Origin of the sequence: Flavobacterium sp. 1355, from assembly GCF_017833415.1 — a bacterium.
GTDB lineage: Bacteria > Bacteroidota > Bacteroidia > Flavobacteriales > Flavobacteriaceae > Flavobacterium.
Map to the genome: position 1 here is coordinate 147,934 of NZ_JAFICC010000003.1, position 25,012 is coordinate 172,945.

The window sequence follows — 25,012 nt, forward strand, 5'->3', positions numbered from 1 at the left end:
TCCCTCTGACCTTTCCTTTTTAGGTAAATTTTTTTAATAAGTTTTCCGTTTACCTGCCGGATACTTATCCCTATAATTCATCTTTCATTTTTGGGGCGTAATGAAAGGGTCATTCCTTTTAAAATCAAAACAAACAATCAGTACTATTTTGAACGTGAAAACCTATTTACCATACTAATCTACTCTTGAGATTTGGATTTTTTTTGCAGATTTCTATCGTGATCATACCTTGTTGTTTGTGACAATTTTTCAAAGAAATTTATTTTTAAAAGCTTCTCTTAAGAAGAAGCATGACTTGTTTTATTTCTGTGCTGTTTTTTTAAGCTTTTGAAATCTTAACTTCTCATCTTTATATACATTAGACAACAAAAGACAGAAAAATCACCACTAATTTTATCCTTAACCTTTTCTTAATTTTAACTAATCCTTATGTTAAAAATGAAGGAGTGAATGTTAATTAAAAGGAATAATTTATAGAGAAATTAAAGCTTCTTCCACTCCATGCTTTGAACAATGTTCTATCCAGATTTTCATCATATTTTTTTGTAGCTCCTGCTCCCAATGCTCTCTGATCTCTTGGATTTCCACCTGCTTCAAAAGGAACGATCTTAGAATAGCTATTGAAATTGTTATATGTTTCAATAACAGTGTCAAATAAATTTTTTATACCAAACTTCAATTCTATATCCTTTTCCTTACCAAGTTTATAACTCATCTGGGCATCAGTAATCGAATAAGGCATACGTATTTCTTCGGCATCATAATTAAAACCTACCAGAATATATTGATCTCCGATAGCATTATGTCTGATACTAAATCCTGCACGGTCTCCTATATAATCCAGACCTAAATTATAGTTGTAAGGCGCCTGTCCGTACAAAGGACGATTGGCTTCATAAAGACCTCCTGTACCATCGATTGCGGTATATCCGGTAACTTTGGTGTGGTTAAATGCTGCGTTACCGCATAGGAAGATTTTCTTCAAAAGATCTCCTTCTCCCAGAAAAGATAAATTTTTATAAATTTCAAACTCTACTCCAAAAAGTTTGGCACTGTGCGAATTCATATTATAAATAGTACGTGTAGCTCCATCTTCTCCAATCTGTGTCACACCTTCAATTGGGTCTTTAATGTCTTTTTGATAAATACCAAAAGATATAATCTCCCCTTGTGAAGGAAACCACTCTGCTTTAAAATCATAATTCTCTACTATAGTGGAAACAACTCCTCCTGTATAATTTAGAACCAATGCATTACGAACGGGGTCGTAATAAGGCATATTTAAACGTTCTGAAAACTGAGGACGCAGAACTGATTTATTATATCCTAATCTAAGATTTGTTTTACTTGTAGGACTTACGGTTAAGTTTACCGACGGAAGGTATTGCCATACATCATCATCTTTTTGTATCGTTTCAAAACTTCCTGAATTATCAGACTGACTGGCGATCTGTGTATATACATAACTTTCTGCACGTAATCCCCATACTAATCGTACGTACTGACTGAATTTGTTGTCCAGCATTAAAAATGGAGAATGAACTTTTACGTCTCCTATATATTCATTACCATATGTAGCAATTCTGTTCCACCCGAAACCGCCCCAACGATAATAAGAACCATCCAGCAATTGTGAAATTGGAAAGTCAATATTGGCTCTGTCTGTTCCCTGGCCGATAACAGTCAAAGCTGCTGACTCTTGCTGATTGGTTGCTTTTTTGTAAGTTCCGAAATAACCTGCCTTGATATTGTTTTTAAATGATTCACTAAATTGAAAAGCATAATTGAAATTGATTCCAACATTATAATCTTTTTCGGTGTTATTGAAGTTTGATCTTTTAAATAAGTCGGGTGCAGCATTATATATTTCGTGATAAAGCAATATGTCATCTCCAACTCTTTTTCTCAGACTTGTCATAAAAGTAGCATCCTTAGTATCTTTTGTTGTACCGGTATAAGCACCAAACCAATTGATTTCCAGATTTTCAAAGCGATGATTTCCTTCTATTTTGTTTTGAATAAAAGTCTGATACACCGGATAATCTGTTTCTCTGGTATCCGGTAATTTTGTTCCATTTACAATATCAGTTGTAGCATCTTCCATTCTAAAGCCCGTAATTTGAGTTAACTGGTTGTCGTACATATGCATATAAGTATTACGAACCGTTATTTTATGCTTTCCGAACTGATAACCGGCATTCAGCATTCCGCCCAAAGTAGAATTGAAGCTGTAAGAAGCACCAGAATTTTTATAGCCATATTTTTTGAAAGTAGAATAACCATCTTCTGTTTCGGCAGTAAATTCTGTGTTCGGTTTATAACTTCCTCTTTCTGTATGGTCAATTTCTAATTTTTCTTGTGTGTTTTTGAAAATTGCAGAACCTACAAACCCAAATCTGTTATCGTTTTTTAATTCATACACTCTTCCAATAGAAAATTGCAGTGAAGTTCCAGGAGCTGCATATGTTTTGTAAGTGGTAAAATTATCTTGTGTAAATCTTTTTGACTGTTCTATAAACGGACCCGATTCTGCCTCTGTAGTCGGAACTTCAATAGTGGCTAAACCAGAAGGATAACCTCTTGTTCCATCATCAAATCCTAAATAATCATTATCCCCTTCCTGTTTGGTAAGACGATCTTCAAAAGTAGCCCTGCTGTTATATGAAGTCCCTATAGAAAATCCCATGAAATTTTTTCTCGGAATATCTTTTGTTTTTACCTCTACATATCCTCCCGCAAAATTGGCATTCATATCCGGAGTTGCATTTTTACTCACGATAATACTTTCTACCATTGCTGTAGGGATAATATCAAAATTAAACTGGTTCTGGCTCGGATCTGTACTTGGCAAATTCACACCATCCATTACAGCCTGGTTCCAGCGTTCTCCCATCGAGCGTACTACAACATATTTATCATCGATTGTGGTTACACCAGTTATACGTTTTAATGTACTTCCTACATCTTTATCCGGTGTTCTGGCAATTTGCGCAGCCGAAATTCCATCAGAAAACTGAGCCGCTCTTTTTTGCTGTAATAACATTCCTTCTGTAGAAGCTGTCGCTTTCTGAAATGTCTGGGTAACGACAACTTCGTCCAGCGATTCGGCATCATCATTGAGCACAACATTAAGCACAATATTACTGGGTCCGGTAAGTTTTATATCAGTTATTTTTTGTGTTTGAAAGGATACGAAACTTACCTCTAGTGAATAAACGCCAAGTTCCAGATTAAACTCATAATTCCCGTCAGAATCAGAAACCGTCGCATTATTGGTTTCAACAATTCTTACCGTCGCGCCTGGTAATGGAAGACCGTTTTTATCAATAACTTTTCCGGAAATATTTCCCAGTTTTTTTCCCGTGCTTACCTTTTTATTGACCGCAATATTGGTATTGTTTCTTCTGAAATTTAAATTTGTCAATGCCTGAAGTTCATTTAAAACATCGTCGATAGAAACATTGTCTTTTTTAAGCGTAATAAGCGGTTTGCTGAAATCGATATCTTTTTGATAAATAAAGCGATAAGGAGTTCTGGATTCTAAATTTTCAAAAATTTCTTTTGGAGATGCATTTTTAAAATCTACTGATACAGTTCCGGTTTGAGAATAAGCATTGGTCCAACCGAAGAAAATGCTAAAAAACAGAATTTGTATGGCAACAGGAAATTGCCTGAAATAATCATTCATAATTAAATTATTTGTTTTGGTTTTGTTTTGTTTACTGGATAATGGTAATGGTGAATTTTTTATCTGCTTACGATATAAGTATTATTACCAATTGGCTTAATGGTAACTTCTAAGGCAAATGCAATAGTTTGCAATATCTCTGCAATACTTTGTCTGGTGTCCAGCGTTCCTTTTACCTGAAGGTTTTTTAAATCCTCATTGCTGTATTCAAGTGTAAAAAGATGATCGGTTTTGAGCTTCTCGATAACAGCCATCAGCGTCATGCCGTCAACATCAATAAGCGCTTTTTTCCATTCGGGTTCCAGAATAGCCGCTTTTTGTTTTTTTACTGTTTTATTGTGCGAAACAAATATTGCTGCGTACCCTTTTTCTATGAAAACAGCATTTTGCGTGCTCTCTACCTTCACCTTTCCGGTTCTGACATTTACTTCTGCAATATCACCGTAGGCTTTAACATCAAAAGAAGTTCCCAGAACGGTCGTTTTTATATTCCCGGAGCTAATAATAAAAGGACGTGTTGTATCTCTTGCCACTTCAAAAAAAGCTTCTCCTTTTAATTTTACAATCCGCTCGTTTGCAGCAAAATGTTCCGGATATTCGATTTGGGTATTTTCGTTTACCCAGACACGTGTACCGTCAGACAAACGAAGCAAACGGATATCCTGCGGAAATGTCTGTGTTATAATTTCTTGGGTTTTTGATTTTGATGCGAAATAAAACTGATATCCTGCAACAGAGATTAGAAGTGCGGCGGAGGCGGCAATTGCTCTTCTAAAGTTATTTCTGCGTCTGTTTATGGTAGCCGCCGAAATATTTTTCCACATTCTGGATTTTATTTCATCAGGAAATATTCCTTTTTGTGGTAATTCATCCCATTCTTCTTTGAATCTGTTCAATTTCATCTTATTTGAGTAAATTAATATCTAAGGAAAATCCTTAAATATCCTTTCTACACACATTAGATAGCTGCGGTCCAAAAAATCACGGGCAATCTGACACTTAATGATTTTTTAATATCAAATTACATCGTTTATTTTTAAACAATTGAAAAACAACAATTTAAAATATTGATCAAAAAAACAGGTTACATTTACTTTACATACAAGATACATTACCACAAAAAGGAAAATTTCAGCGTATAGATTTTTGCAACAGAAAAAACAAAAATAAAATTATCGAATAAGCAAAACTTTATTGTTGGCAATGATTGATAAAAACCAAAGCAAACCAGTACAATTCATGGCTTTTTACAGAATTTTTTTTGAGGTATTGCAGTGTTTTCGAAATCTGATTGGCAACTGCACTCTGAGACATTCCCATCTCTGCTGCGATCTCTTTGTAACTCAATTCATCAAATTTGTGAAGTGTAAAGATCTTTCTTCTTTTTTCCGGAATTTGCTGTAGTAAGTGCTCGATTTTTTCAAGTTTTAGCGATATCACTTCTTCTGCCTCTTCTGTATTATCCAGTTCTTTTACTAACTGCATATACTCTATCGAGAGAATTTTGTTTTGCTTCTTATACCATCTTGAGATTTCCTGTTTACAGCTTTTAAACAAAATAGAATCGAGTTCTACAGTTGGGTCAATCTTGTTGCGGTATTTCCAGAGATGTATAAACACATTTTGGGTTATGTCTTCTGCATCTGCGGGCTGAGCATACTTTTTCACAAAACAAAATACCTTAAAATGATAGAGTTCGTAGATTTCCTTAAAACAAGAATCATCTCCGTTCCGCAATTTTGTGATCAAAATAGTATTCATAATGTAATTTTAAATTGGAAAAGGAATCCTTACAAAATTACCTTAAAGACCGTTTCATTATTTTGCAGTTTCACTCATTTAATGATTTATTAATATTTGAGGACAGAACCACTGGAGAAGATTAAAGATTTACGAATTGAGCTGCCATTACAAAGCTTGCACATAGGCCTCAAAAAAAAACTGCAGCCATGTTTAGAGTACACGACTGCAGCTTCAACTAACTATTCCAAAACAATAACTTAAATAAAGTGGTGAATTAAACAACTCTATATTTTAGCGAATATATGTATTAATTTTAATATAACAAGTAAAAAATATCGATTAAATGCTAAAATTGTCCGATGAAATACACTTAAGCAAGTCGTAACGTATAATTGGCTTTAGCGGAAGCTGCATAATTTTTAAAAAATTATCGTTTATAAAAATTTAAAATTTTGCAAATACAATGAGTAAATAGTCGTGTTTTTGGAAGATTTTATAGTTACTTTAGTGAACTTTATTAGTAGAAAAAAACACAAATGAACGAACTGGAAATTCACATTCATCAACATTTTGATATGACTTTGGAGGATTGTCAAAAAATTTCCAAACTGTTTAAAATGGAAATTATCGAAAAGGGAGATTATTTTTCGACAGAAGGGAAAAGCTGCAATAAATTAAGTTTCATTGAAGAAGGCATTTTACGAATATTTGCGACAATGCCTGACCGTGAAATCACGCAATGGATTGCAACACGGGGCTATTTCCTGACAGATTTGCAATCTTTTATCTATCGAAATCCGTCGCGGTTTACCATTCAGGCACTCACAGATACCCGTTTATATACAATCGATTATGAAGATTATCTTATGATAGGAAAACTGGTTCCTAAGTGGAATGATTTTGAAAAACTGTTTGTCTCAAAATGCTTTGTAATGCTCGAAAACCGGGTTTTTGATTTTATCTCACTAACTGCTGAGGAACGTTACAAAAAATTATTTGACACTAATCGCGAACTATTTCATCAGGTTCCTCTCCAATATCTGGCCTCCATGATGGACATGACTCCGGAAACTTTTAGCAGAATACGCAGAAAAATGATTTCTTGATTTTTGTCAAGAGATTGTAACTGTAAAGACTTTTATCTTTGACAAAACAAAAAAAGTCAAAATGAAAAAGGAAAAAGTAATGGATATTTCCATCAAAATCGAAGAAGCAGCAATAACAGCAGTTTCTATCTATTTTTTATCTCAAAACAATTTAGGCATCTCGGTTTGGCTCTGGATATTAATTTTCTTTACTCCGGATATTTCTATGTTGGGGTATCTCGTTAGCACGCGGTTTGGGGCTTTTACATATAATTTATTTCATCACCGTGCTATTGCATTAGTAGTGCTGCTGATCGGCTTCTTACAACATTCTGAAATACTTACCGCGTCGGCATTTGTATTGTTGGGGCATGCTTCGTTTGACAGGATGCTGGGTTACGGATTAAAATTTCCGGACAATTTTAAGCACACCAACTTAGGCTGGATGGGTAAAGAAAAAGGTATTCAATAAAAAAAACAAACCACAATATTTATAGTATTGTGGTTTGTTTTATAGCTTTAATTAAGTTTATTTAGCCGACAAAAGCTCCATTATTTTAGTATAAATGGCAGTGTTCTGATACACGCCCGAAAAATTTTGAGCTCCCGGACCGTAAGCAAAAACCGGTACTGTGACCGAGGTATGATCGTTTGTACTAAAACTTCCGTGTATATACCCTTTTTCTATACTTCCGTCAATAAGAGAAAGTCCTCCTGTTTCGTGATCTGCCGTAACAATCAATAAGGTTTCCTGATTTTTATCTGCAAATTCCATCGCCTGTCCCACTACCCGGTCAAAATCCAATAATTCCCGAACTACATATTCTACATTATTGCTGTGACCGCCGTAATCGATCTGCGCTCCCTCTGCCATTATAAAAAATGGATTTTTTGATTTTGAGAAAGTTGTTGTTGCTTTTGATAAAGATTTGGCTAAAAAATCACCTCTTCCGTCTTTCATGGAAACTACCGATGCATTTTCTAATACTACAAAACGGTTATTTTTGATGGTATCCAAAGAGCTGAATTTATCCGAAAAAGTATAACCTTTCTTTTGTAATGCCTCTGCCAGGTTTTTTCCGTCTTTTCTCGATTTAAATTCATTTGTTCCCCCGCCTATCAAAATATCAGACAGATTTGATAAAAAATCTTCTGCAATAGCTTCATTAAAACTTCTTTCCGGCTGATGGGCATAAAAAGCCGCCGGAGTTGCATCTGTAATATTTCCTGCAGAAATAATGGCGGTTTTATAATTCTTTTTGGCCAATTGCTGTGTAATGGATTCAATCGGTTTTCCTTTTTCATCCACACTAATAAAACGGTTATTGGTTTTATGCCCGGTAGCCATTGCTGTTGCTCCCGCTGCAGAATCGGTGATATAACTGTCTGAAGCTGCAGTTACGGAAAATCCCTGAGTCGGGATATTAAACATATTCAGCTTACCTTTGTTGGCTGTATAACCTGCATAAATCTGTGTCAGTCCCATTCCGTCTCCGATAAGAAGTATTATATTCTTGGGGCGCTTATTTTTAAATCCAGGCGTATTTTTAGGAGTATAAGCCTCATAAAATTCTGTGTTCTGGTAAAAGTTGTTTTTCAGGGTTTTTATAAACTGTGTCAATGCCGGAACATTATCTGTACCTATAAAATCTACATGCAGGTTCATTAAGGTCATCCAGGTATTAACATTATCCTGTGTTGCCCAGAATCTGATTTTTTTGTTCTGGTCGTGCACTTTTTTAATTATGGCCTGTATTTTTTCTGAGTCGGGCTGTGTCAAAACACCTTTGCCGTTCCATACCGTAATTTGATGCAAATCTTCACTAATCATCTCTACGCGTGACAATTCCTGTTGTGAATAATTTTCGTTTAACCTTCCGTCAAAATAAATAAAAGACGGATATTCATTCCATTTAGAAGGCAAAGGCCTGTTTCCGGAAATAACAACTTTGAGGTTTTTATTGGAAATTAAATCCGGATACATTCTTAGCTGTTCAGCAATTAATTTTAAAGTCGTATCTGCATCAGATTTAATATCAATCATTAAAATTAATGGCTTATCGCTTTTATATGCTTTACCGCCCAAAGTTTTTAACTTAAGTGCCAGCGGTTCCAGATAAAGATTTCGAAGTGAATTATCCGGGTTGATTTCTTTGGAAGTATGGGCCACGATCAAATCGTTTTTTACTAAAAAAACATCTGCTTCAATAACACCTGTTTCATTAGAATAAGCTTCGTAAAAAGGAAGTTTACCGGCATAATCATTATGCGAGTGGATATTGGCTGAGCTGTATTCCTGTGCTTGCGCCAAAAGACAGAAATGGAGGCAAAAAAGGACAGTTATTTTTTTCATCTGAAATTTATTTTTTTCGTTTTTATAAAGCCGTAGGTAACCTATAAAACTGAATAATTATTAATACATAAACCAGTCTCCTTAGAAACTGGTTTATGAAGTGTTTATATTTTTAGTCTGTTTTATTTTTATACAACCGCAGGCCCGAAAGCCCGCAGTGTAAAAAAACACAAACTAAATGAAATTCTTAATTACCAGCCTTCATTTTGCCATAAAGCTCCTTTGCTTACGGCAATTTCATCTGGTGGTATTGGCCAGACATGGTGAATGAGAGGATTAAAATTTCGCGCCGGATAAATTTCAGTTCCGTTATAATGGTGCAGCGGTTTTGCATAAGTTGCCTTTGCATCTCCCCAGCGAACTAAATCAAAATGACGGTCTGTCCACTCTCCTGCCAGTTCGCATCTTCTTTCTCTTTTTAAATCTGTCAGTGTTGCGCCCGAAAGATCACCAAGATTGGCACGATGGCGAATCATATTAATCTCTGTATCTGCATTTTGTCCTTTCATTAATTTGGCTTCGGCCAACATCAGAATTACATCAGCATAGCGCAGAAGCGGTACATTTAAAGCTGTAGAAGGCTTATCTCCGTTTGCATTTACATAACGAATGTCTATCCCTCCGGAAGTGGTTTTTGGGTATCCGAATGGCTCCATGTATTTTTTAAACTGATATCCGGTTCTGTTACTGGAACTCACTACATATTTTCCTTCATTGAAAGTAACCAATTCACCAAAATACATAAACTGATCGCCTTTTTGCAAAATCGTAGCACTTCTTCTTTCATCTGCCGGATCATAAGTATCAAATAATTCTTTGGTCGGATAAAAATTTCCCCAGCCATTGTAAACTCCCCAGCCTTTATCTTCAAGACAAACACCCGGAAAAATAGAACCAAGAGAAGTATTTTCTGCACTCGAAGTTACAGACCAGATATATTCTGTTGACCAGTTGTTTTTAACTTTAAATACATCTTCAAAATTGTCAAGCAGTTTGTGTTTTCCGCTGTTAACAATCAGGTTGGCATATTTAATGGCATTATCCCAGTCTTTTGCATACAAATACGTGCGCACAAGGTAACCCCATGCAGCAGTCTTGTGGGCACGGCCATAATTGTCTGAAGTAAGTTCATTAAAATAAGGCAATAATTCAGCAGCTTTAATCAAATCGGCACCAATGTAAGCGTAATTTTCTCCTACGTTTTTCGTACGCGGCACATATACATTTGTTGGGTCGTTTCTATCCTGAATCGGAATTCCGGCACGATCATCTCCGTAATGATAAGCCAGTTCTAAATGCATTACAGCATGATTAAAATAAGCTTCTCCCAACATCATATTTTTTGTTTTTTCGTCTAATGGAATATTTGGAATGTTGCGAATAACATCATTACAGCGTTTCATAACTTCGTAATGCAGTCTCCAGATATCCTTTGTATCAGATTCTGATCCGTCAACAATAAAATTCTTGATACGTTCTGCGTTCTGTCTTGGTTTGGTCCCGATATCATCGCTGGCATTATTTAGCCAGAAAAAACCACGTCCATACATGTTATCGTCAGAATACAAGGCATAAATTGCATTTACTCCAGCTTTTGCATCAGCCGGGGTTTTCCAGAAATTTCCGCTTGACGGCGCTCCCTGAGGCACTACATCAAGTTCGCTTTCGCAAGATACTGTTCCCAGCAGCAGTGCAAAACTCAACAATACAATACTTAATTTTTTCATCTTATGTGTTTTATTTTTTTTAAAAAGTAGCATTTACACCGGTCATGTATATTCTGGAAAGCGGGTAACGGCCCAAATCCATTCCGAAATTGTCTAAACCAACCTCAGGATCCATTCCTGAATATTTGGTAATAGTAAACAGGTTCTGACCTGAGATAAAAAATCTCAGTTTTGCTTTTCCGTTCAGCCAGCTTTCTTTTACCGTATAACCGATAGAAAGGTTTCTTAATCTTAAGAAAGAAGCATCTTCAATATAAAAATCAGAAATACGCCCGAAATTGTTGTTGTTATCTGTTGACGAAAGGACTGGTATATTGGTATCTGTATTTGTTGGAGACCATGCATCTTTAGAATCTGCCAATAAATTATACCCCGGAAAAGAAGCATTTAGACCTGTATATTTAACAGCATTGAAAACACTGTTTCCGGTTACAGCATTCAAAAAGATATTCATATCAAATCCTTTGTATCTAAAATTGGCATTCAGGCTGTAAGTTGCTTTTGGAAAAGGGCTTCCTAATACCACTCTGTCGCTGTTATTGATAACGCCGTCTCCGTTTGCATCTTTAAACCTGATATCTCCCGCAACAGCATTTGGCTGATACACATCTCCTTTTGAGTTTACATATGCTTTTGCCTCTGCCGTACTTTGAAATAATCCGTCTGTAGCATATCCGTAAAAAGCACCTACAGGACTTCCGACCTGATAAATATTTGCCAATGGTAAACTTCTTACCCTGCTTAAATTAAGAGGCTCAAGAGAAGTTAACCCATCTTTAATTGATTCGATTTTATTGGTTAGGAAAGCAGCATTTGCCGTCACATCAAATTTAAATTCCCCGCGTGTTTTCTGGTAAGTCAAACTTGCTTCTATACCTCTGTTTTCTACATCTCCGGAGTTTACAATTCTTCCGTCTGGAGTTCCTGCCACACCCGGAAGCTGGTCGCGCACCAACATATCCTTGTTTGTTTTTACGTAAGCATCCAAAGATCCTGACAAGGCATTATTTAATAAACTAAAATCCAAACCGACATTGGCTTGTTCGGAGCTTTCCCATTTTAAATTTGGATTTGAAAGTTCTCTTTCAGAATAACCATAATTAATTACCGGTGTAGCACCAATTAAACCTGAAGTCTGAGACAATGGCACACTAAACTGGTATGGCCCAAGATTTCCTAAGTTTCCGATTTGTCCCCAGCTTCCGCGAAGTTTCAAACTATTTACAATTGGGTTAAGTCCTTTCATAAATCCTTCTTCAGAAATTAACCAGCCTGCAGAAACCGACGGATAAACTTTCCATCTGTTTTGTGACAAAAGTTTTGATGTTCCGTCACGACGAACAATTCCTGAAAGCAAATATTTCTGATTGTAATCGTAATTTAGCCTTCCTACGTAAGATGAAATAATCTCTTCTTCCAGTCCTGCACCCAATTGCTGAATCAATTTGGCATTTAGCAAATAGCGTTGAGATGGATCTTCACTGTCAAAACCAGTTCCTTCGACATCATAAAACTCTCTTTTGGTCTGCTGAAAAGTGTATCCTCCCAAAGCAGAAAAGTTGTGGTTTCCTAATGATTTTTCGTAAGAAATGGTCTGCTCGCTTAAGATATCTGTAGTTGTGGCAGTTCGTTGTGTCAATCTGTTAAAATCGAAAATTTTTCCAGGTTCAGTAATCTTTACATCAAACTCTTTGTAGTCGCTTTGAATTCTGGTATAACCCCAGTTTGATTTCAATTTTAATCCCTTAATAACTTCCCATTCTGCATACGGATTTAATAATATGGTCGAAACAGGATTTCGGTTATCCAGCCTTTTTAGATAAGCAACCGGATTTATAACGTCACCATAAGAACCAATATATTTTTCGGGCACGCCTCCAAATTGTCCTGAACCGTCTTCTCTGTAAATCGTTGCATTTGGCGGATAAAAAATGGCTCCCAAAATAGCTCCGGTATAAGCATTAGAAGTATTGGCAGTCTGTCCATCCGTCAGGGAGTAGCTCATGTTTTCTCCAATAGTAAAATTTGGTGCCAGTTTAAAAGAAGAATTTGCTCTGGCTGTGTAACGGCTTCCGAAAGTATTTAATAAAATCCCTTCATTTTTTCTATAACTTCCTGAGATAAAGAAATTAGATTTTTCTGTTTTTCCGTTTATAGAAATCGACAAATCCTGAATTTCTCCTGTCTGGAAAATTTCATCCATCCAGTTTGTTTTTGTCGTTCTTGCAGTTGGCTCAAATGCAGTGTCAAAGGCCGGTATTCTTGGCATTCCTGCATTGTCTCTTGCTGTATTCATAGCGTCTGCATATTCTGCAGCATTCAGTACATCCAGTTTTTTAGCCACATTCTGAAAACCTCCCTGGTAGTTTACATTTACATTAATACGTTCTGAAACTCCTTTTTTGGAAGTAATTAAAATAACGCCTCCAGAAGCCCTTGCACCATAAATAGCCGCAGAAGCCGCATCTTTTAAAACACTTATCGATCCGATATCATTTGGATTTATTGTATTTAAAGAACCACTATAGATAATTCCGTCCAGTACAATTAAAGGAGTTTCTTTGTTTAAAGATCCGATACCACGAATATTAATGGTAGGTTCGCTCGTTGGGTCTCCGCCATTATTAATTACGGTAACCCCGGCAACAGTTCCCTGAAGTAATTCGGCAGCGTTGTTATACGTTCTGCTTGACGTTTCTTTCATGGAAACAGAACCAACAGCGCCCAGAACTTCACTTTTCTTAACGCTTCCGTATCCCATTACAACAACTTCCTGAAGCTGTTTCATATCGGCTGCTAATTTGATACTCAGATTGGTTTCAGATTTTGTTATTTTAATTTCCTGCGTCACATAACCTACGTAAGAAAACATAAGTGTGGCCTCAGAAGCATTGATTTCCAATTTAAAAGTTCCGTCAAAATCGGTAGCTGTAGCAGCATTAGAGGTTTTGTCCTTAATGCCAACCCCCGGAAGCGGCATGCCGTCATCTCCGCCAAAAACAGTTCCGCTTATTGTAATTTTATTTTGATCTGTGCTTGCCACTTTTTGGTTTTTCCTGATTACAATATTGTCTTTTACAATTTCGTATTTCAATAAAAAACTGGAACAAACTTTATCAAGCGCCTGTTCTAACGTTACATTATTTAATTTCAGGCTAATTTTCTGATTGCTGTTAATCTGGCTGCTTTCATACATAAAATGCACGTCAGCCTGTTTTTCAATTTCCTGAAAAATATTTTTTATTCCTTCATTTTCAACTTTTAAGGTTACTCTTTTATTAATGTCAACATTTGCAGCTTTTAGCGACAATCCTATAGAAAGAAAGGCGGCAAGAAAAAGCCATTTGCGCGATAATGCTTTTTTGATTTTTTGAAAAGTTGCGGTGTCCCGCATTTGTTTTTCAGTCATAATTGTGGAGTTTTTAATTGTTTTGATTGTATAAGTATGTTTTGTAGTTTCTTATTTCTGTTTAAATTATTCGATTATATAAACACCTGCCTGCTGGTTATAACTGGCATTAATAATATTGCACACCAAGGCAATAACCTGATCTGCCGGAAGCTCTTTAAAGTAAGCGCTGATTTTGAGATTGTTCAGTTCCTTGTTTTTAAGTTCGACCACAACATTATAATCACGGTTTATTGTGGCAATAACTTCTGAAAGCGGGGTATCTTCAAAAACAATTATATTTCTTCGCCATAGCGAAATCGAGTTAATCGGCACATCTGTAAAAGCATGCAGTTTATTGGTTTTAGATTTAAAAACCGCTTTTTGTCCCGGCGTTACATTTACATTTTCATCGGTAACAATAGATTTTACATTTACTTTTCCGGTCACTACAGAAACTTCCTGAATGTTTTTATCCGGATATGCCTGGATATTAAAACTTGTTCCTAAGACCTTAGTATCCATTTTATCTGTATGAATGATAAAAGGATGACTGGCATCTTTGGCAACATCAAAAAATGCTTCGCCGGTCAAAGTCACTTCACGGGTATTGCCCTTAAATGTTTTTGGATATTTTAGTACACTGCCTGCATTAAGCCAGACCTGAGTACCGTCTGCCAAAGTAATTTTGCCATGCTGGCCTAATTTTGCGGTATATTGTTTTTGAGAAACTGCTGTAGAAGCTTTATATAAAAAACCGGACAAGCCCAATACAAACAAAACAGAAGCTGCCATCATCCATTTTTTTGGATGTAAGGAAATAACCGAATCTGTTTTTTTTATTGCATTAACTTCTCTTCTTAATTTTGATTTTGAAGATGAAATAAGTACTTCATTTTCTGAATTATTCTCTAAATTCTTCTCTGGGTTATTGTACCAGTTATTCCACATCTCTTCTCCTTTTAAGGAAGGCTTGTCTTCTAAGAAATGTTTTATATTGTTATATAATTTATCAGGCATTATATTTTATTTATCTTTCTAATAGTATGTCTTGAGATTTCTTTTTTTCGGTAGGTGCAAAAGGTTACGCTTTTGTTAAGAAATATCTATATCAATTGAATTCCCCCAGGTAAGTCCGCATAAATTTGAGGGCATAAGCGATATGATATTTTACGGTTTCGTGAGAAACATTTAGCTCTTCTGCAATTTCCTTATTGGTGTATTGTTTGAACCTGCTGAGAATGAATACTTCTTTTGATTTTTTTGGAAGCAATGAAGTCGCCTTATCCAGTGCATCCTGAAGTTCGTCATGATAAATAGCTTCTTCGGTTGCATTGTGGTCGAGCGAGTCACTTAAGTTTCTGTCGATAACTTCTTTAATATACTGATCTGTAATGGTGTTTGATTTAATGTAATCTAAAGTGGTGTACCTTACAGAAGTATACACATAAGCCGAAAACTTCTGAATAGTCAAATCCTTACGGCGTTCCCATATATTGGTAAAAACTTCCTGAACAATTTCTTCTGAAACAGGAATAGATTTCATTCTCTGATATACAAAACGAACCAGTAAATCCCTATACCGAAAGTATAATTCATCAAAAGCCCGGTCTTTTCCCTGTTTTAATAATTCAACAAGTTCTTCGTCTGTATATTTTTTATACATGATTCATTATTTTTAGAGGTCTTAAGCAATAAAAAATGCAGGCCGGAAAAGCGTATTCGATTGGTGTTTTGTGAAGTGTCCTTAAATTAAAAAATGACATATTTACAAGTATTGGGTTCTTATAATATGTCTTCAAAATTAGCCCTTAGGGTAGGCGGAAAAGGTTACGTTTACATTAATAAAACAGCAGGATTACTAAACATATTATTAACATTTGTGGCCAAATGTTACCGTTATGTATTAATCTAAGAATATCCTTATTAAGAACATTTTATTGTTACAATCCGTAACAAAATGATGTATTACGGTTCCAATTCTGCTCTTGAAATAAGGTTGAAATAAAAAGTTTTGTAGCTTTGTTTTTTCAGGTTAGTTTCCTGAATTTCAATCAAAAATCAGATTAAAAAGACGTATTGCATTGTCGAAAAGAATTACATGAAAAAGCAGGAATATGCCATAGTAGATATTGAAACCACGGGCGGAAATGCCAGTGGAAGCCGAATTACAGAAATTGCCATTATTATTCATGACGGCACCAAAATAACAGATCGCTGGGAAAGTCTCGTGAATCCCCAAAAAGAGATACCGCTTCCTATTTTTGCCCTGACGGGAATTAATAATGAAATGGTTCAGAATGCCCCTATTTTTGATGATATTTCAGAAAAAGTACTGGAGATGCTTACCGACCGTATTTTTGTCGCCCATAATGTAAACTTTGATTATTCGTTTGTGCGCCATCAACTGGAGCAAGCCGGATTTAAATGGACTGCAAAAAAGTTATGTACCGTTCGTGCTACAAGAAAAATACGTCCGGGTCTAAGCTCATACAGTTTAGGAAATCTTTGCAATACCCTTGATATTCCGGTGAACGGACGACACCGCGCCGGTGGCGATGCAGATGCGACTGCCATATTATTCTCGCGCCTGTTAGTTTGGGATGAAGAAGGAGAAATGGCAAAAATGATTAAAAAAACAGCTCAGGACCAACGGCTCCCTCCTAACCTTCCTCCGGCAGATTTTGAGCAATTACCCGAAAAACCCGGCGTTTATTATTTTTACAATGAGGTAAAAAAAGTCATTTATGTGGGCAAAGCTATTAATATAAAAAAGCGCGTTGCTTCTCATTTTAGCGGTCATAAAATTACCCCGCAAAGGCAAAATTTTCTCCGTGATATTCATGCCATTTCTTTTGAGGTGTGCGGTACTGAACTAATGGCTTTGCTGTTGGAATGTACTGAAATCAAGAATTTATGGCCGGCGTATAACAGGGCTTTAAAACGCTTTGAAGCCAAATTTGGACTTTATCAGTATGAAGCCCGTAACGGCTATAAATATCTGGCAATCGGAAAACTCAATAAATTTCAGGCTTGTACAGAAGTTTTCAACAGCGAATTTGATGCTATTAATCTGTTGCGAAATCTTACGGAACAATTTGATATTGATTACCGTTTTTGTAAATATTCCAGACCCGAAGAAGGAGAATTTATTCAGAAAAAAGACATTTCTGAACTACCCGATGTGGAATCGCACAATGAACGAATCGAAAATGCTATTGATTTTCTGATCAAAGGCAGGCCAAGTTTTGGTATTATTGATAAAGGCAGGACTCCCGATGAACGCAGCTGCATCTGGGTAGAAAATGGTCATTTTTACGGAATGGGTTATATCGCCACAGATATTGCAATTGCAGAACCTTCTGAACTTAAGGATTATGTAACACAGTACAGAAGCAGCAATTATATTATGCAGCTGATTTCTTCATATGCTGCTAAATATCCCGGAAAAGTATTTTCTAATGGGTCGAAAAAAATAAAGTAAAACCGATTTTTTAAGAATATATACTGCATTAATATTCGTAACTTAGAAATACGAACTAATTATGTATTGTATTATGAAAATCGCCACATATAATGTTAATGGTGTCAATGGACGTCTGAATGTTTTGCTTCGCTGGCTGGAAGAATCTGCTCCGGATATTGTGTGTCTTCAGGAATTAAAGGCACCTCATGAAAAATTTCCTCTCAAAGCTATTAATGATGCAGGTTACAATGCCATTTGGCATGGCCAGAAACAATGGAATGGCGTTGCGATACTGGCAAAAAATATGGAAATTGAAGAAATCACACGCACGCTGCCCGGAGATGAAGATGATTTGCAAAGCAGGTATATTGAAGCTCTAATTGACGGAATTGTGATTGCATGCTTATACCTGCCTAATGGTAATCCGGCGCCCGGTCCTAAATTAGAATATAAACTGAAATGGTTTGAAAGACTGGCAGAACGTGCCGAAACGCTTTTAAATCTAAAAACCCCTGTTATTTTGGTTGGTGATTATAATGTAATGCCTACTGAGCTTGACGTTTATAAACCGGAACGCTGGGTAGATGATGCGCTGTTCAGACCAGAAGTACGAAAAGCATTTAAGGATTTAGTTGCGCAAGGCTGGACCGATGCCATTCGGAAATTGCATCCCGATGAAAAGATTTATACTTTTTGGGATTATTTTAGAAACGCTTATCAACGCGATGCCGGATTAAGAATTGATCACTTTTTACTAAGTCCGGAAATAGAAAAAATACTAATTTCTGCCACAGTTGACCGCCATGTTCGTGGATGGGAAAAGACCAGTGACCATGCTCCTGTCTGGATCGAAATTGACAGGAAATAATACTATCATGTAATTATATAACAAAGTGAAATAATTATATAACAAATAAGTCAGGCACCCATGTATTTTTGAATGACCAAAACAAACAGTAGTTCAACCCTTTTAAAATATTCTGCGATGGCTTACGGAAACAATGATTTAACTCGTTTTTTAGACGCTCAAAACAAACTTTACTTAACTGCTTTTTCGGAATTAAAAAAAGGAAAAAAACAAACGCATTGGATGTGGTTTATTTTTCCTCAAATAAAAGGATTAGGCAAAAGCAGTATTGCAGATTATTATGCTATCGCCGATATTAATGAAGCGAGAGCTTATCTGCAGCATCCTATTTTGGCCAGACATCTTATAGAAATATCCAAACAGCTATTGGTAAGTGCCAAAAATAAGTCTGCCGAAACTATTTTGGGAGATTTAGATGCCCGAAAACTTCGTTCTTGCCTGACACTTTTCAGTCAGGTCGAAAATGCAGATCCTATTTTTAAACAATTATTAGATAGATTTTTTTCAGGCCAGTTAGATCCGCTTACTTTATCTCTGACCAATATTATGTCTCCAGTTGAAATGTCAGCATAAAAATTAAGCTTAAAACTTATTCTATTATACCGAAATGAATTACCTAAGAGTAATCGACTGTCGGAAAAATCCACAAAAAAGGCCATCGTTTCCGATGGCCTTTTTAATACTTTCCATGTCATGTACTGTTTCAATCTGTAAATTAATCACTTTCACAGATAAATTGCCTGATTCTTTATGCCTGGCAACTTAAAGATCCCAATCTTCCAAAAAAACAATCTTAGACTGTCCGGCGTTTCAGAGCACTGATTCAGTACAAGGTAGTATGATTAAATGCATGGATAATTCAAATATCCCCAATAATGTAACCGCATCGGTTTCATTTTTATGTTTCTTTTTTATATAATTCCCATATAGTCATTTCGTTTTTCTGTATAAGTTATGCAATCATTTGCATTTAAATAGTAAAATTTCGAGACCTTATTTAAGGGTAATCGTCATATTAGGAACAACAATATTGCCTAAACTACCTGTATAACGCTGTGCAAATATTTCAATATAATCACCATTTGCCAATTCGGCTGTACCGTTTACCGGCAGTACCACTATATCATTGGTTGATGCTCCACGACCGTATACTTTATACTGGCTCAGGACAGATCCATTTTTGGCAATATAGATAATATACGTCCCAGCAAAAGGAACCTGAAAGGAAACAGAACCCGCAATTATAAAAATTCTTTTCTTTTTGCCCTGATAAACTAATCTAGCCGGATCTGATGACGGTGCCGAAAACCTGAATAAATTTGAAGTGGTATATACTGTACTTGCCGAACCAATTTTTACAATATTACTGGGGTTAGAACTATTAAAAGATACAGCAATACCTGTACCAACCGCATAATCTACTGCAAAATCTCCCGTTGCATTCGTATCCGATTCAGTAGGGATTCCAGCGGATCTTACTGTCCAGTTATTATTAAAACTATATCCTGTGTAGGCTCCTGTTGTATAACCTTTTACATATACCCCGGTTGTAAGCGTACCTGTAAAAACAACAGATTCTATAACAGCATCACCAGTAATTACCGGATTAGTTGAAACATCAATACCGATTGCTGTACCCGTAACCTGACTAAATCCTCCTTGTTTTTCTATAAGGGTAAAAGTTCCTGTATATTTCTCAAATGTTCCCTGATTACTTCCAAACCAAGCCAGTTGACTAAGCAATACGTAGTTTATGTTTTCAAAAGTAATCCCGTTAGCATTGGAAAGAAACTGAATAACGCTAAAAAAAGTGAGCCCAAAACCGGATATCGAGCCAACTGACGAGCATCCTGCTACAATACAATCCCTTACCAATAAACTCTGGCTTGCAGCACCGCTAAGAGCAAAAACACTGCCGCTGGAAGCACTCAGCGTGAGTGTTTTAACACTTCCGCCTGTACTTCCCACAAAAATTCCTCCAGCACGGCTTAGAACGTCCCCATTAGCATCTAAACCTTCTATATAACAGTTATTAAGTTCTATTGGTAAATCCAGACTTATAGTACCATTTATTTCATAAACCGTATTAGAATCCATAAGATATTTAGTTCCACCTCCGGCAGCACGTTCGGTCGCCAAAACAGTCGCCAGCACATCTGTAGATTTAATGAGTTTATAATTTAATCTCGAACTTGTTCCATTAACCAGTGGCAGCCACGATGCCGAAGTGCTGTTATAGTAATACAATGATTTTAAGGTGGTATCATAAACCATCAATCCGTCTGCAGGGGTTACAATTGCAGTTCTCTGCGCCGATGTCATTCTCGGTGGCAAAAGTCCCTGAGTAGTAGAAGTTATGTCTAATATCGAACTTGCATTTGGTGTAACCGTACCAATTCCGATTTGGGCATTTGTTATGAAAGTAAACAAAAAGAAAAACAGTAACAATAATTTCTTTTGATTCTTCGGAGTAGAGATAGTGATCATAATTTCTAATATTAATTGTTGATATTATTCTTTTTTAGTTTTTACCTGAATTTGATATAAAAACCTTTTGAGTCAGTTTTTGATTATCATTAGTCAGGAATTCAGCTATATAAATACCATAGCTAAGGCCGCTTGTAGAAAAAGCATAATCTGAATCGTTACCCAGGGCTTTTTTTGATAAGACTACTTTTCCAAGTATATCATATAATTTAAATGATTGTATCGTAAGATTATTTGGGTTCGAAGCTTTTAGAACACTATTGCTGTTATCCTCATAAATAATAAATTGCTTGGCAACATTATCCGGTGTTCCCAGTGACTCACTTGTAAAAGCAATTTTAAATCTGTCAGAATATGTTCCGGGAGCAATCGTAACCTGATAAAATCCGTTTTTAATATCATGATACGTTTTATCCAAATTATCATAAAGATAGATCGGCTGCGACTGGTCAAAGTTTTTTATTTCCGGTATATAAAATTTGAAAGTAGCTTCTGTAGTTACTTTTACCATTAAAGGAATTTTTTTTGATACCTCAAAATTGACTCCTTGTATAGTATAACTGCCGCCTTCCAACCAAAAAGTAACATCATTAGGTAGCGAACCATCCATATTTAGGGCATCTATACCATAATCAACACCATCTGTTGCTTCTGGTACTAGTGCCAGGGCAAGCTGTCTGGTAAATGCATTGTCTATAATTGTATTTAACCTTAAATATGATACTGGATTTGATTCTTCTTCTTCATCTGTTTTATTGCTTTCCTTTTTGTCCGTGTCTTTTACATCTGGATCTTTTATACTTATTTTTTGAAATTGAGTTAAGCCGCCTCCTTCTTTATAAAGTACGCGATGCGAGTTTTTGAATGTTGCAGTTCCGTTGGCAGTAGCAAAAATTACAAAGCCCTGACCTATAGGCGCGTATTTACGCTCTATCGCAAGTCCTGATGAAACACCCGTATGATTTACCGTTCCATCTCCATTATAAGTATTAAAAGTAGCCGGAACATATAGTCCGTTTGATGCATCACTCACAGGAGAAAAAGTACCATAACCACCTTTGTAAGCAGCGAGAAAATGAGAATTTACAGTTTTGTCCTGTTCCCAAAAATAAGCTACACCGCCGGTTGCTGTATTTGACCCATCCAATAAAAATGCATTCAAATGCAAAGCAGACGGATAAGGATTTCCTGTTAAGGTTGAATTGCTGGCACCTAATGTTATTGTAATATTACCATCATTTGGTTTCCCTCTGAAATCATATCTTTGAGCCGCTCCGGGATTATTTGTAACTCCGGTTCCTTCCGGGTTCAAGGCATCTGTACCACTGGTCCCTTTCATAGTAAAACCTTCACCGGCAGCCAATCCATTTGTTTCACCTACATGAATCCATTGCGAATAATTGTTGGCATTGACTAATTTATAAATCCATCTGGTAGAAATCCCAAGCGGGTTTGCAGTACCATTTTGAGTTCCCCATGGCAGCATTGCCGCAGGAGTTGCCGCTGTAGATGTTGTAGGTCGATTTAACAACTTGATACCAAAATTTTCATTTCCACTCGCAGAAGATGGAGTCCCTACTGGAGAACACCAATAATTGTACTCATAACTGTCTGTTGTTCCTTCCTGGTATACAGATAGTTTACCCAAGCCTGTATTGGTTGAAACTGAAGTTGTACCCTGAACCAGCTGCGAATTATTTCTTAGATATAAATTTGAATTTACAGCCAAATTTATATCCTGTTTTGCATATAAAACCTCATTTTTTACATACATATAAGCATCCGGACTAAAGTATATCTGAGAAACAGATTTTGTGCCGCAGAATACCAAAAAAAGTAGTACTATTTTTTTAATCGCTCTCATTTTTAACACATTAAGGATTAAGTAAAAAACATTTTTGCCATTTCGTTTTGTTAATTTTTTGGCAAAAGATATTATGAATACTTTTTTTAGATACTAAAAAAAGTAATTGACAGGTTCAAAACTGATGAGTTCTGAATAATAATCTACGGATTTAAAAACCTATGGGGGGGAAGTGTGTATAGGTGTAAAAAATAGATTGTATAATCTATAAAAAAGAGTTCAAATAATTTTAATTTTCTAATGCGCATATAATTTTTTTTTTAATGATAATAATTAAGGAATCTCCTTATTTATCTGAAATAAATTATGTGGTATTATGCAACTTTAAAAAAGGAAACCAAACCGATGAACTGATAAGAAATCATCTTTTTAAGCCTTTTTTTATTCCATGCAATTGTAGTCAAAACTAATCACCTTCTCTCAAATATACAAAAAAAATCAATTATTTTTATTATAAAATAAAAAAATTAACTAAATTATCTATTATTTTTCAAAATTGCATTTTTTTCTTTCAAATGTTAAAATTTAAACTTGTAAGAAGCAAAATAAAAGTAGGTAATTTCTTAAATAAAATCATTAAAAATGCGTGATTCTACTCTTTTGTAAGATTTTACATTAGCTTAAGTTTACTTCTTTAACTTAAAAAACCCAAAACGTCATGCAAAACAATCAAAACTCCTGCATTCCTAATGGATGGATTGGTGGATTCCCTCCTGCAGATTCCCCAATGCAATATCCAACACGAGATCTTACCTCCCTGCCTATGCTGGGCAATATGGATAATATTAATTTTCTTCAGCGTCAGCTTGGCGTAAAATGGCCGGAATTTAGCTGGGAAACACAAAAAGGCAGCGCCAATCCGCAAAGATGCTATCAGCAATTTGCGCCATACATATCGAGAGTTGGTTATACCGACGAAGGAAGAGTGTATTCTGTTATTTGTCCTCAGCAGGGAATCTGGCTTGAAGACGAAATTTGCCTAAATGTAGAGGTAACCGTTACCGGGCAAAGAGGCTGGGTGAATGAAACAACAAAAGAAATAGCTGTAGATATGACAGTTGAGGGCAAAATTTGGTTTACGCCAAGTGAGCATCAGGGCGATAAAATAAAAGAGATTTGGCCGCTGCTGAGATACAGTCTTCCCAAATTTCCTTTAGATAAGGAAAACGCCATCAGGGTGATTACACACCTTCCCGGAAATCCCGATCAGCCGATTTTTCCTGTAAACAAAGGAATATCTCCTGAGTTTATTAACCCGCCATTTGCATTACACGAAAGTGAAGCTTTTTCAACCGGATATATTGCGGTAGAAATTGGCGATATCAAACTGACTAAAGATCCGGTTGTTGATGGCTTTAACGAAATAATTATGAGAGCTTTTAATCTTGCATCAGGAAATATGCTGCAGGCAGGAAATACATTATCATGGAATCTTTGGTTTACTGAACCTGCAGCGGTCAATACACTAGAATGGAAAAACCATGCAGAATACTGGAGAAAATCTATAGATGCCCATCACGGATCTCCAACCGGTGAAGGAACTAATGCAAGATATTTTGACGGTACTTATTTTAATCCAGAAAAATATGCAATAGACGAAATTATTCAGGAGATTATAACATATATCAAAAACCATCTTTAATTTTTTCGAAAATTATAAAAAGGGATGAACTCTAGAAATTGAGTTCATCCCTTTTTTCATTATAATTACTTTTTATTCACCAACATAACTTCTTCATTAGCGATAGCATAAATAACATCCTCCTGAGTAGGTTTTACAATATGTTTTCCTGTAAATTCTCCAAATGCAGGCAGAATCATCTGGTTTTTATTTTGGTAAAAACAGCGCAGTTTGAGAGACTGACCGCCTAAACCTCTCAAAATAACTCCGGGGTGAATATGTCCTGAAAAATTAAAAAATCCTTCTTTTACTGTAGGATGGTGTGTCAATAGAAAATCATCAATTTCAAGGGATTGTACGACATTGACTTTGATTTGCGTATAATGTTTTTTATTAATAATATCATGATTTCCGGCAACGAGGGTGATTTCGCTGACACAACAGGAAACCCATTCTTCAAATAAATTCCATTCCTGGTTTTTTGAACTGTGAAATAAATCTCCAAGAAAAATCAATTTTTCGGGAGCAAAAACTTCCACAATAGTATTCAGTCTTTTAAAATTTTCTAAAATGGCATCATTCGGAATGGCAACGCCATGTTTCCTGAAATGGGAAACCTTTCCTAAATGCACATCCGAAATTAAGAGAAGCTTTTTTTCCTTCCAAAATAAAGCACCGCTTGGGTGCAGTATAAATATTTCGTTTTGTATGGTTGCTATCAT

Annotated in this window: 18 protein-coding genes; 7 read left to right on the forward strand and 11 right to left on the reverse strand. The window is 35.9% G+C overall.

What is annotated here, in order from left to right:
- Positions 1–457 precede the first annotated feature (457 nt).
- From JOD96_RS04895 to JOD96_RS04905, 3 genes are all read right to left on the reverse strand, one after another.
- Positions 458–3,688, reverse strand: coding sequence for a carboxypeptidase-like regulatory domain-containing protein (locus JOD96_RS04895; RefSeq protein WP_209563152.1), 3,231 nt, complete (start codon positions 3,686–3,688; stop codon positions 458–460).
- 59 nt (positions 3,689–3,747) lie between these two features.
- Positions 3,748–4,590 carry a FecR family protein gene (locus JOD96_RS04900; RefSeq protein ID WP_209563153.1) on the reverse strand — a complete coding sequence of 281 codons (843 nt, stop codon included), beginning with the start codon at positions 4,588–4,590 and terminating at the stop codon, positions 3,748–3,750.
- 289 nt (positions 4,591–4,879) lie between these two features.
- Positions 4,880–5,449, reverse strand: a complete 570-nt coding sequence (locus JOD96_RS04905) for an RNA polymerase sigma factor (RefSeq protein WP_209563154.1) — start codon at positions 5,447–5,449, stop codon at positions 4,880–4,882.
- Positions 5,450–5,967: 518 nt separating this feature from the next.
- Between JOD96_RS04905 and JOD96_RS04910 the strand changes: the two genes are divergently transcribed.
- Together JOD96_RS04910 and JOD96_RS04915 are read left to right on the forward strand one after the other, a co-directional pair.
- Positions 5,968–6,537, forward strand: coding sequence for a Crp/Fnr family transcriptional regulator (locus tag JOD96_RS04910; protein WP_245188348.1), 570 nt, complete (start codon positions 5,968–5,970; stop codon positions 6,535–6,537).
- Between the two features lie 61 nt (positions 6,538–6,598).
- Positions 6,599–6,988, forward strand: a complete 390-nt coding sequence (locus JOD96_RS04915; protein WP_209563155.1) for a DUF4260 domain-containing protein — start codon at positions 6,599–6,601, stop codon at positions 6,986–6,988.
- 57 nt (positions 6,989–7,045) lie between these two features.
- Here JOD96_RS04915 and JOD96_RS04920 read toward each other — a convergent pair whose 3' ends face one another.
- The 5 genes from JOD96_RS04920 to JOD96_RS04940 all read right to left on the reverse strand — a co-directional run bounded on the left by JOD96_RS04920 (position 7,046) and on the right by JOD96_RS04940 (position 15,650).
- A complete protein-coding gene (locus JOD96_RS04920; RefSeq protein WP_209563156.1) occupies positions 7,046–8,869 on the reverse strand; it encodes an alkaline phosphatase in 1,824 nt (607 codons plus the stop codon).
- A 191-nt stretch (positions 8,870–9,060) separates the two neighbouring features.
- On the reverse strand, positions 9,061–10,596 hold the full coding sequence (locus JOD96_RS04925) for a RagB/SusD family nutrient uptake outer membrane protein (protein WP_209563157.1): 1,536 nt from the start codon (positions 10,594–10,596) through the stop codon (positions 9,061–9,063).
- A gap of 19 nt (positions 10,597–10,615) precedes the next feature.
- Positions 10,616–14,005, reverse strand: coding sequence for a SusC/RagA family TonB-linked outer membrane protein (locus tag JOD96_RS04930; RefSeq protein WP_209563158.1), 3,390 nt, complete (start codon positions 14,003–14,005; stop codon positions 10,616–10,618).
- Between the two features lie 66 nt (positions 14,006–14,071).
- Positions 14,072–15,004, reverse strand: a complete 933-nt coding sequence (locus tag JOD96_RS04935) for a FecR family protein (protein ID WP_209563159.1) — start codon at positions 15,002–15,004, stop codon at positions 14,072–14,074.
- 91 nt (positions 15,005–15,095) lie between these two features.
- Positions 15,096–15,650 carry an RNA polymerase sigma-70 factor gene (locus tag JOD96_RS04940; protein ID WP_209563160.1) on the reverse strand — a complete coding sequence of 185 codons (555 nt, stop codon included), beginning with the start codon at positions 15,648–15,650 and terminating at the stop codon, positions 15,096–15,098.
- A gap of 93 nt (positions 15,651–15,743) precedes the next feature.
- On the opposite strand from JOD96_RS04940, the gene JOD96_RS04945 reads away from it, so the two are divergent.
- The 4 genes from JOD96_RS04945 to JOD96_RS04960 all read left to right on the forward strand — a co-directional run bounded on the left by JOD96_RS04945 (position 15,744) and on the right by JOD96_RS04960 (position 18,891).
- A complete protein-coding gene (locus JOD96_RS04945; protein ID WP_209563161.1) occupies positions 15,744–15,899 on the forward strand; it encodes a hypothetical protein in 156 nt (51 codons plus the stop codon).
- Between the two features lie 186 nt (positions 15,900–16,085).
- Positions 16,086–17,468, forward strand: coding sequence for an exonuclease domain-containing protein (locus tag JOD96_RS04950; RefSeq protein ID WP_209563162.1), 1,383 nt, complete (start codon positions 16,086–16,088; stop codon positions 17,466–17,468).
- Positions 17,469–17,541: 73 nt separating this feature from the next.
- Entirely contained in the window at positions 17,542–18,318 is a 777-nt protein-coding gene (gene xth, locus JOD96_RS04955) for an exodeoxyribonuclease III (RefSeq protein ID WP_209563163.1), read from the forward strand.
- Between the two features lie 117 nt (positions 18,319–18,435).
- Positions 18,436–18,891: a DUF1810 domain-containing protein gene (locus JOD96_RS04960; protein WP_209563164.1), complete on the forward strand. Its 456-nt coding sequence runs from the start codon at positions 18,436–18,438 to the stop codon at positions 18,889–18,891.
- Between the two features lie 420 nt (positions 18,892–19,311).
- On the opposite strand, the gene JOD96_RS04965 is transcribed toward JOD96_RS04960, so the two are convergent.
- Together JOD96_RS04965 and JOD96_RS04970 are read right to left on the reverse strand one after the other, a co-directional pair.
- Positions 19,312–20,805 carry a hypothetical protein gene (locus JOD96_RS04965; RefSeq protein WP_209563165.1) on the reverse strand — a complete coding sequence of 498 codons (1,494 nt, stop codon included), beginning with the start codon at positions 20,803–20,805 and terminating at the stop codon, positions 19,312–19,314.
- A gap of 34 nt (positions 20,806–20,839) precedes the next feature.
- Positions 20,840–22,669 (reverse strand): T9SS type A sorting domain-containing protein, encoded by a 1,830-nt coding sequence (locus JOD96_RS04970; protein WP_209563166.1) that lies wholly within the window; start codon positions 22,667–22,669, stop codon positions 20,840–20,842.
- A gap of 658 nt (positions 22,670–23,327) precedes the next feature.
- Between JOD96_RS04970 and JOD96_RS04975 the strand changes: the two genes are divergently transcribed.
- Positions 23,328–24,311, forward strand: coding sequence for a hypothetical protein (locus tag JOD96_RS04975; RefSeq protein ID WP_209563167.1), 984 nt, complete (start codon positions 23,328–23,330; stop codon positions 24,309–24,311).
- A gap of 65 nt (positions 24,312–24,376) precedes the next feature.
- Here JOD96_RS04975 and pdeM read toward each other — a convergent pair whose 3' ends face one another.
- Complete coding sequence (gene pdeM, locus JOD96_RS04980) at positions 24,377–25,012, reverse strand: ligase-associated DNA damage response endonuclease PdeM (protein ID WP_209563168.1); 636 nt, start codon at positions 25,010–25,012, stop codon at positions 24,377–24,379.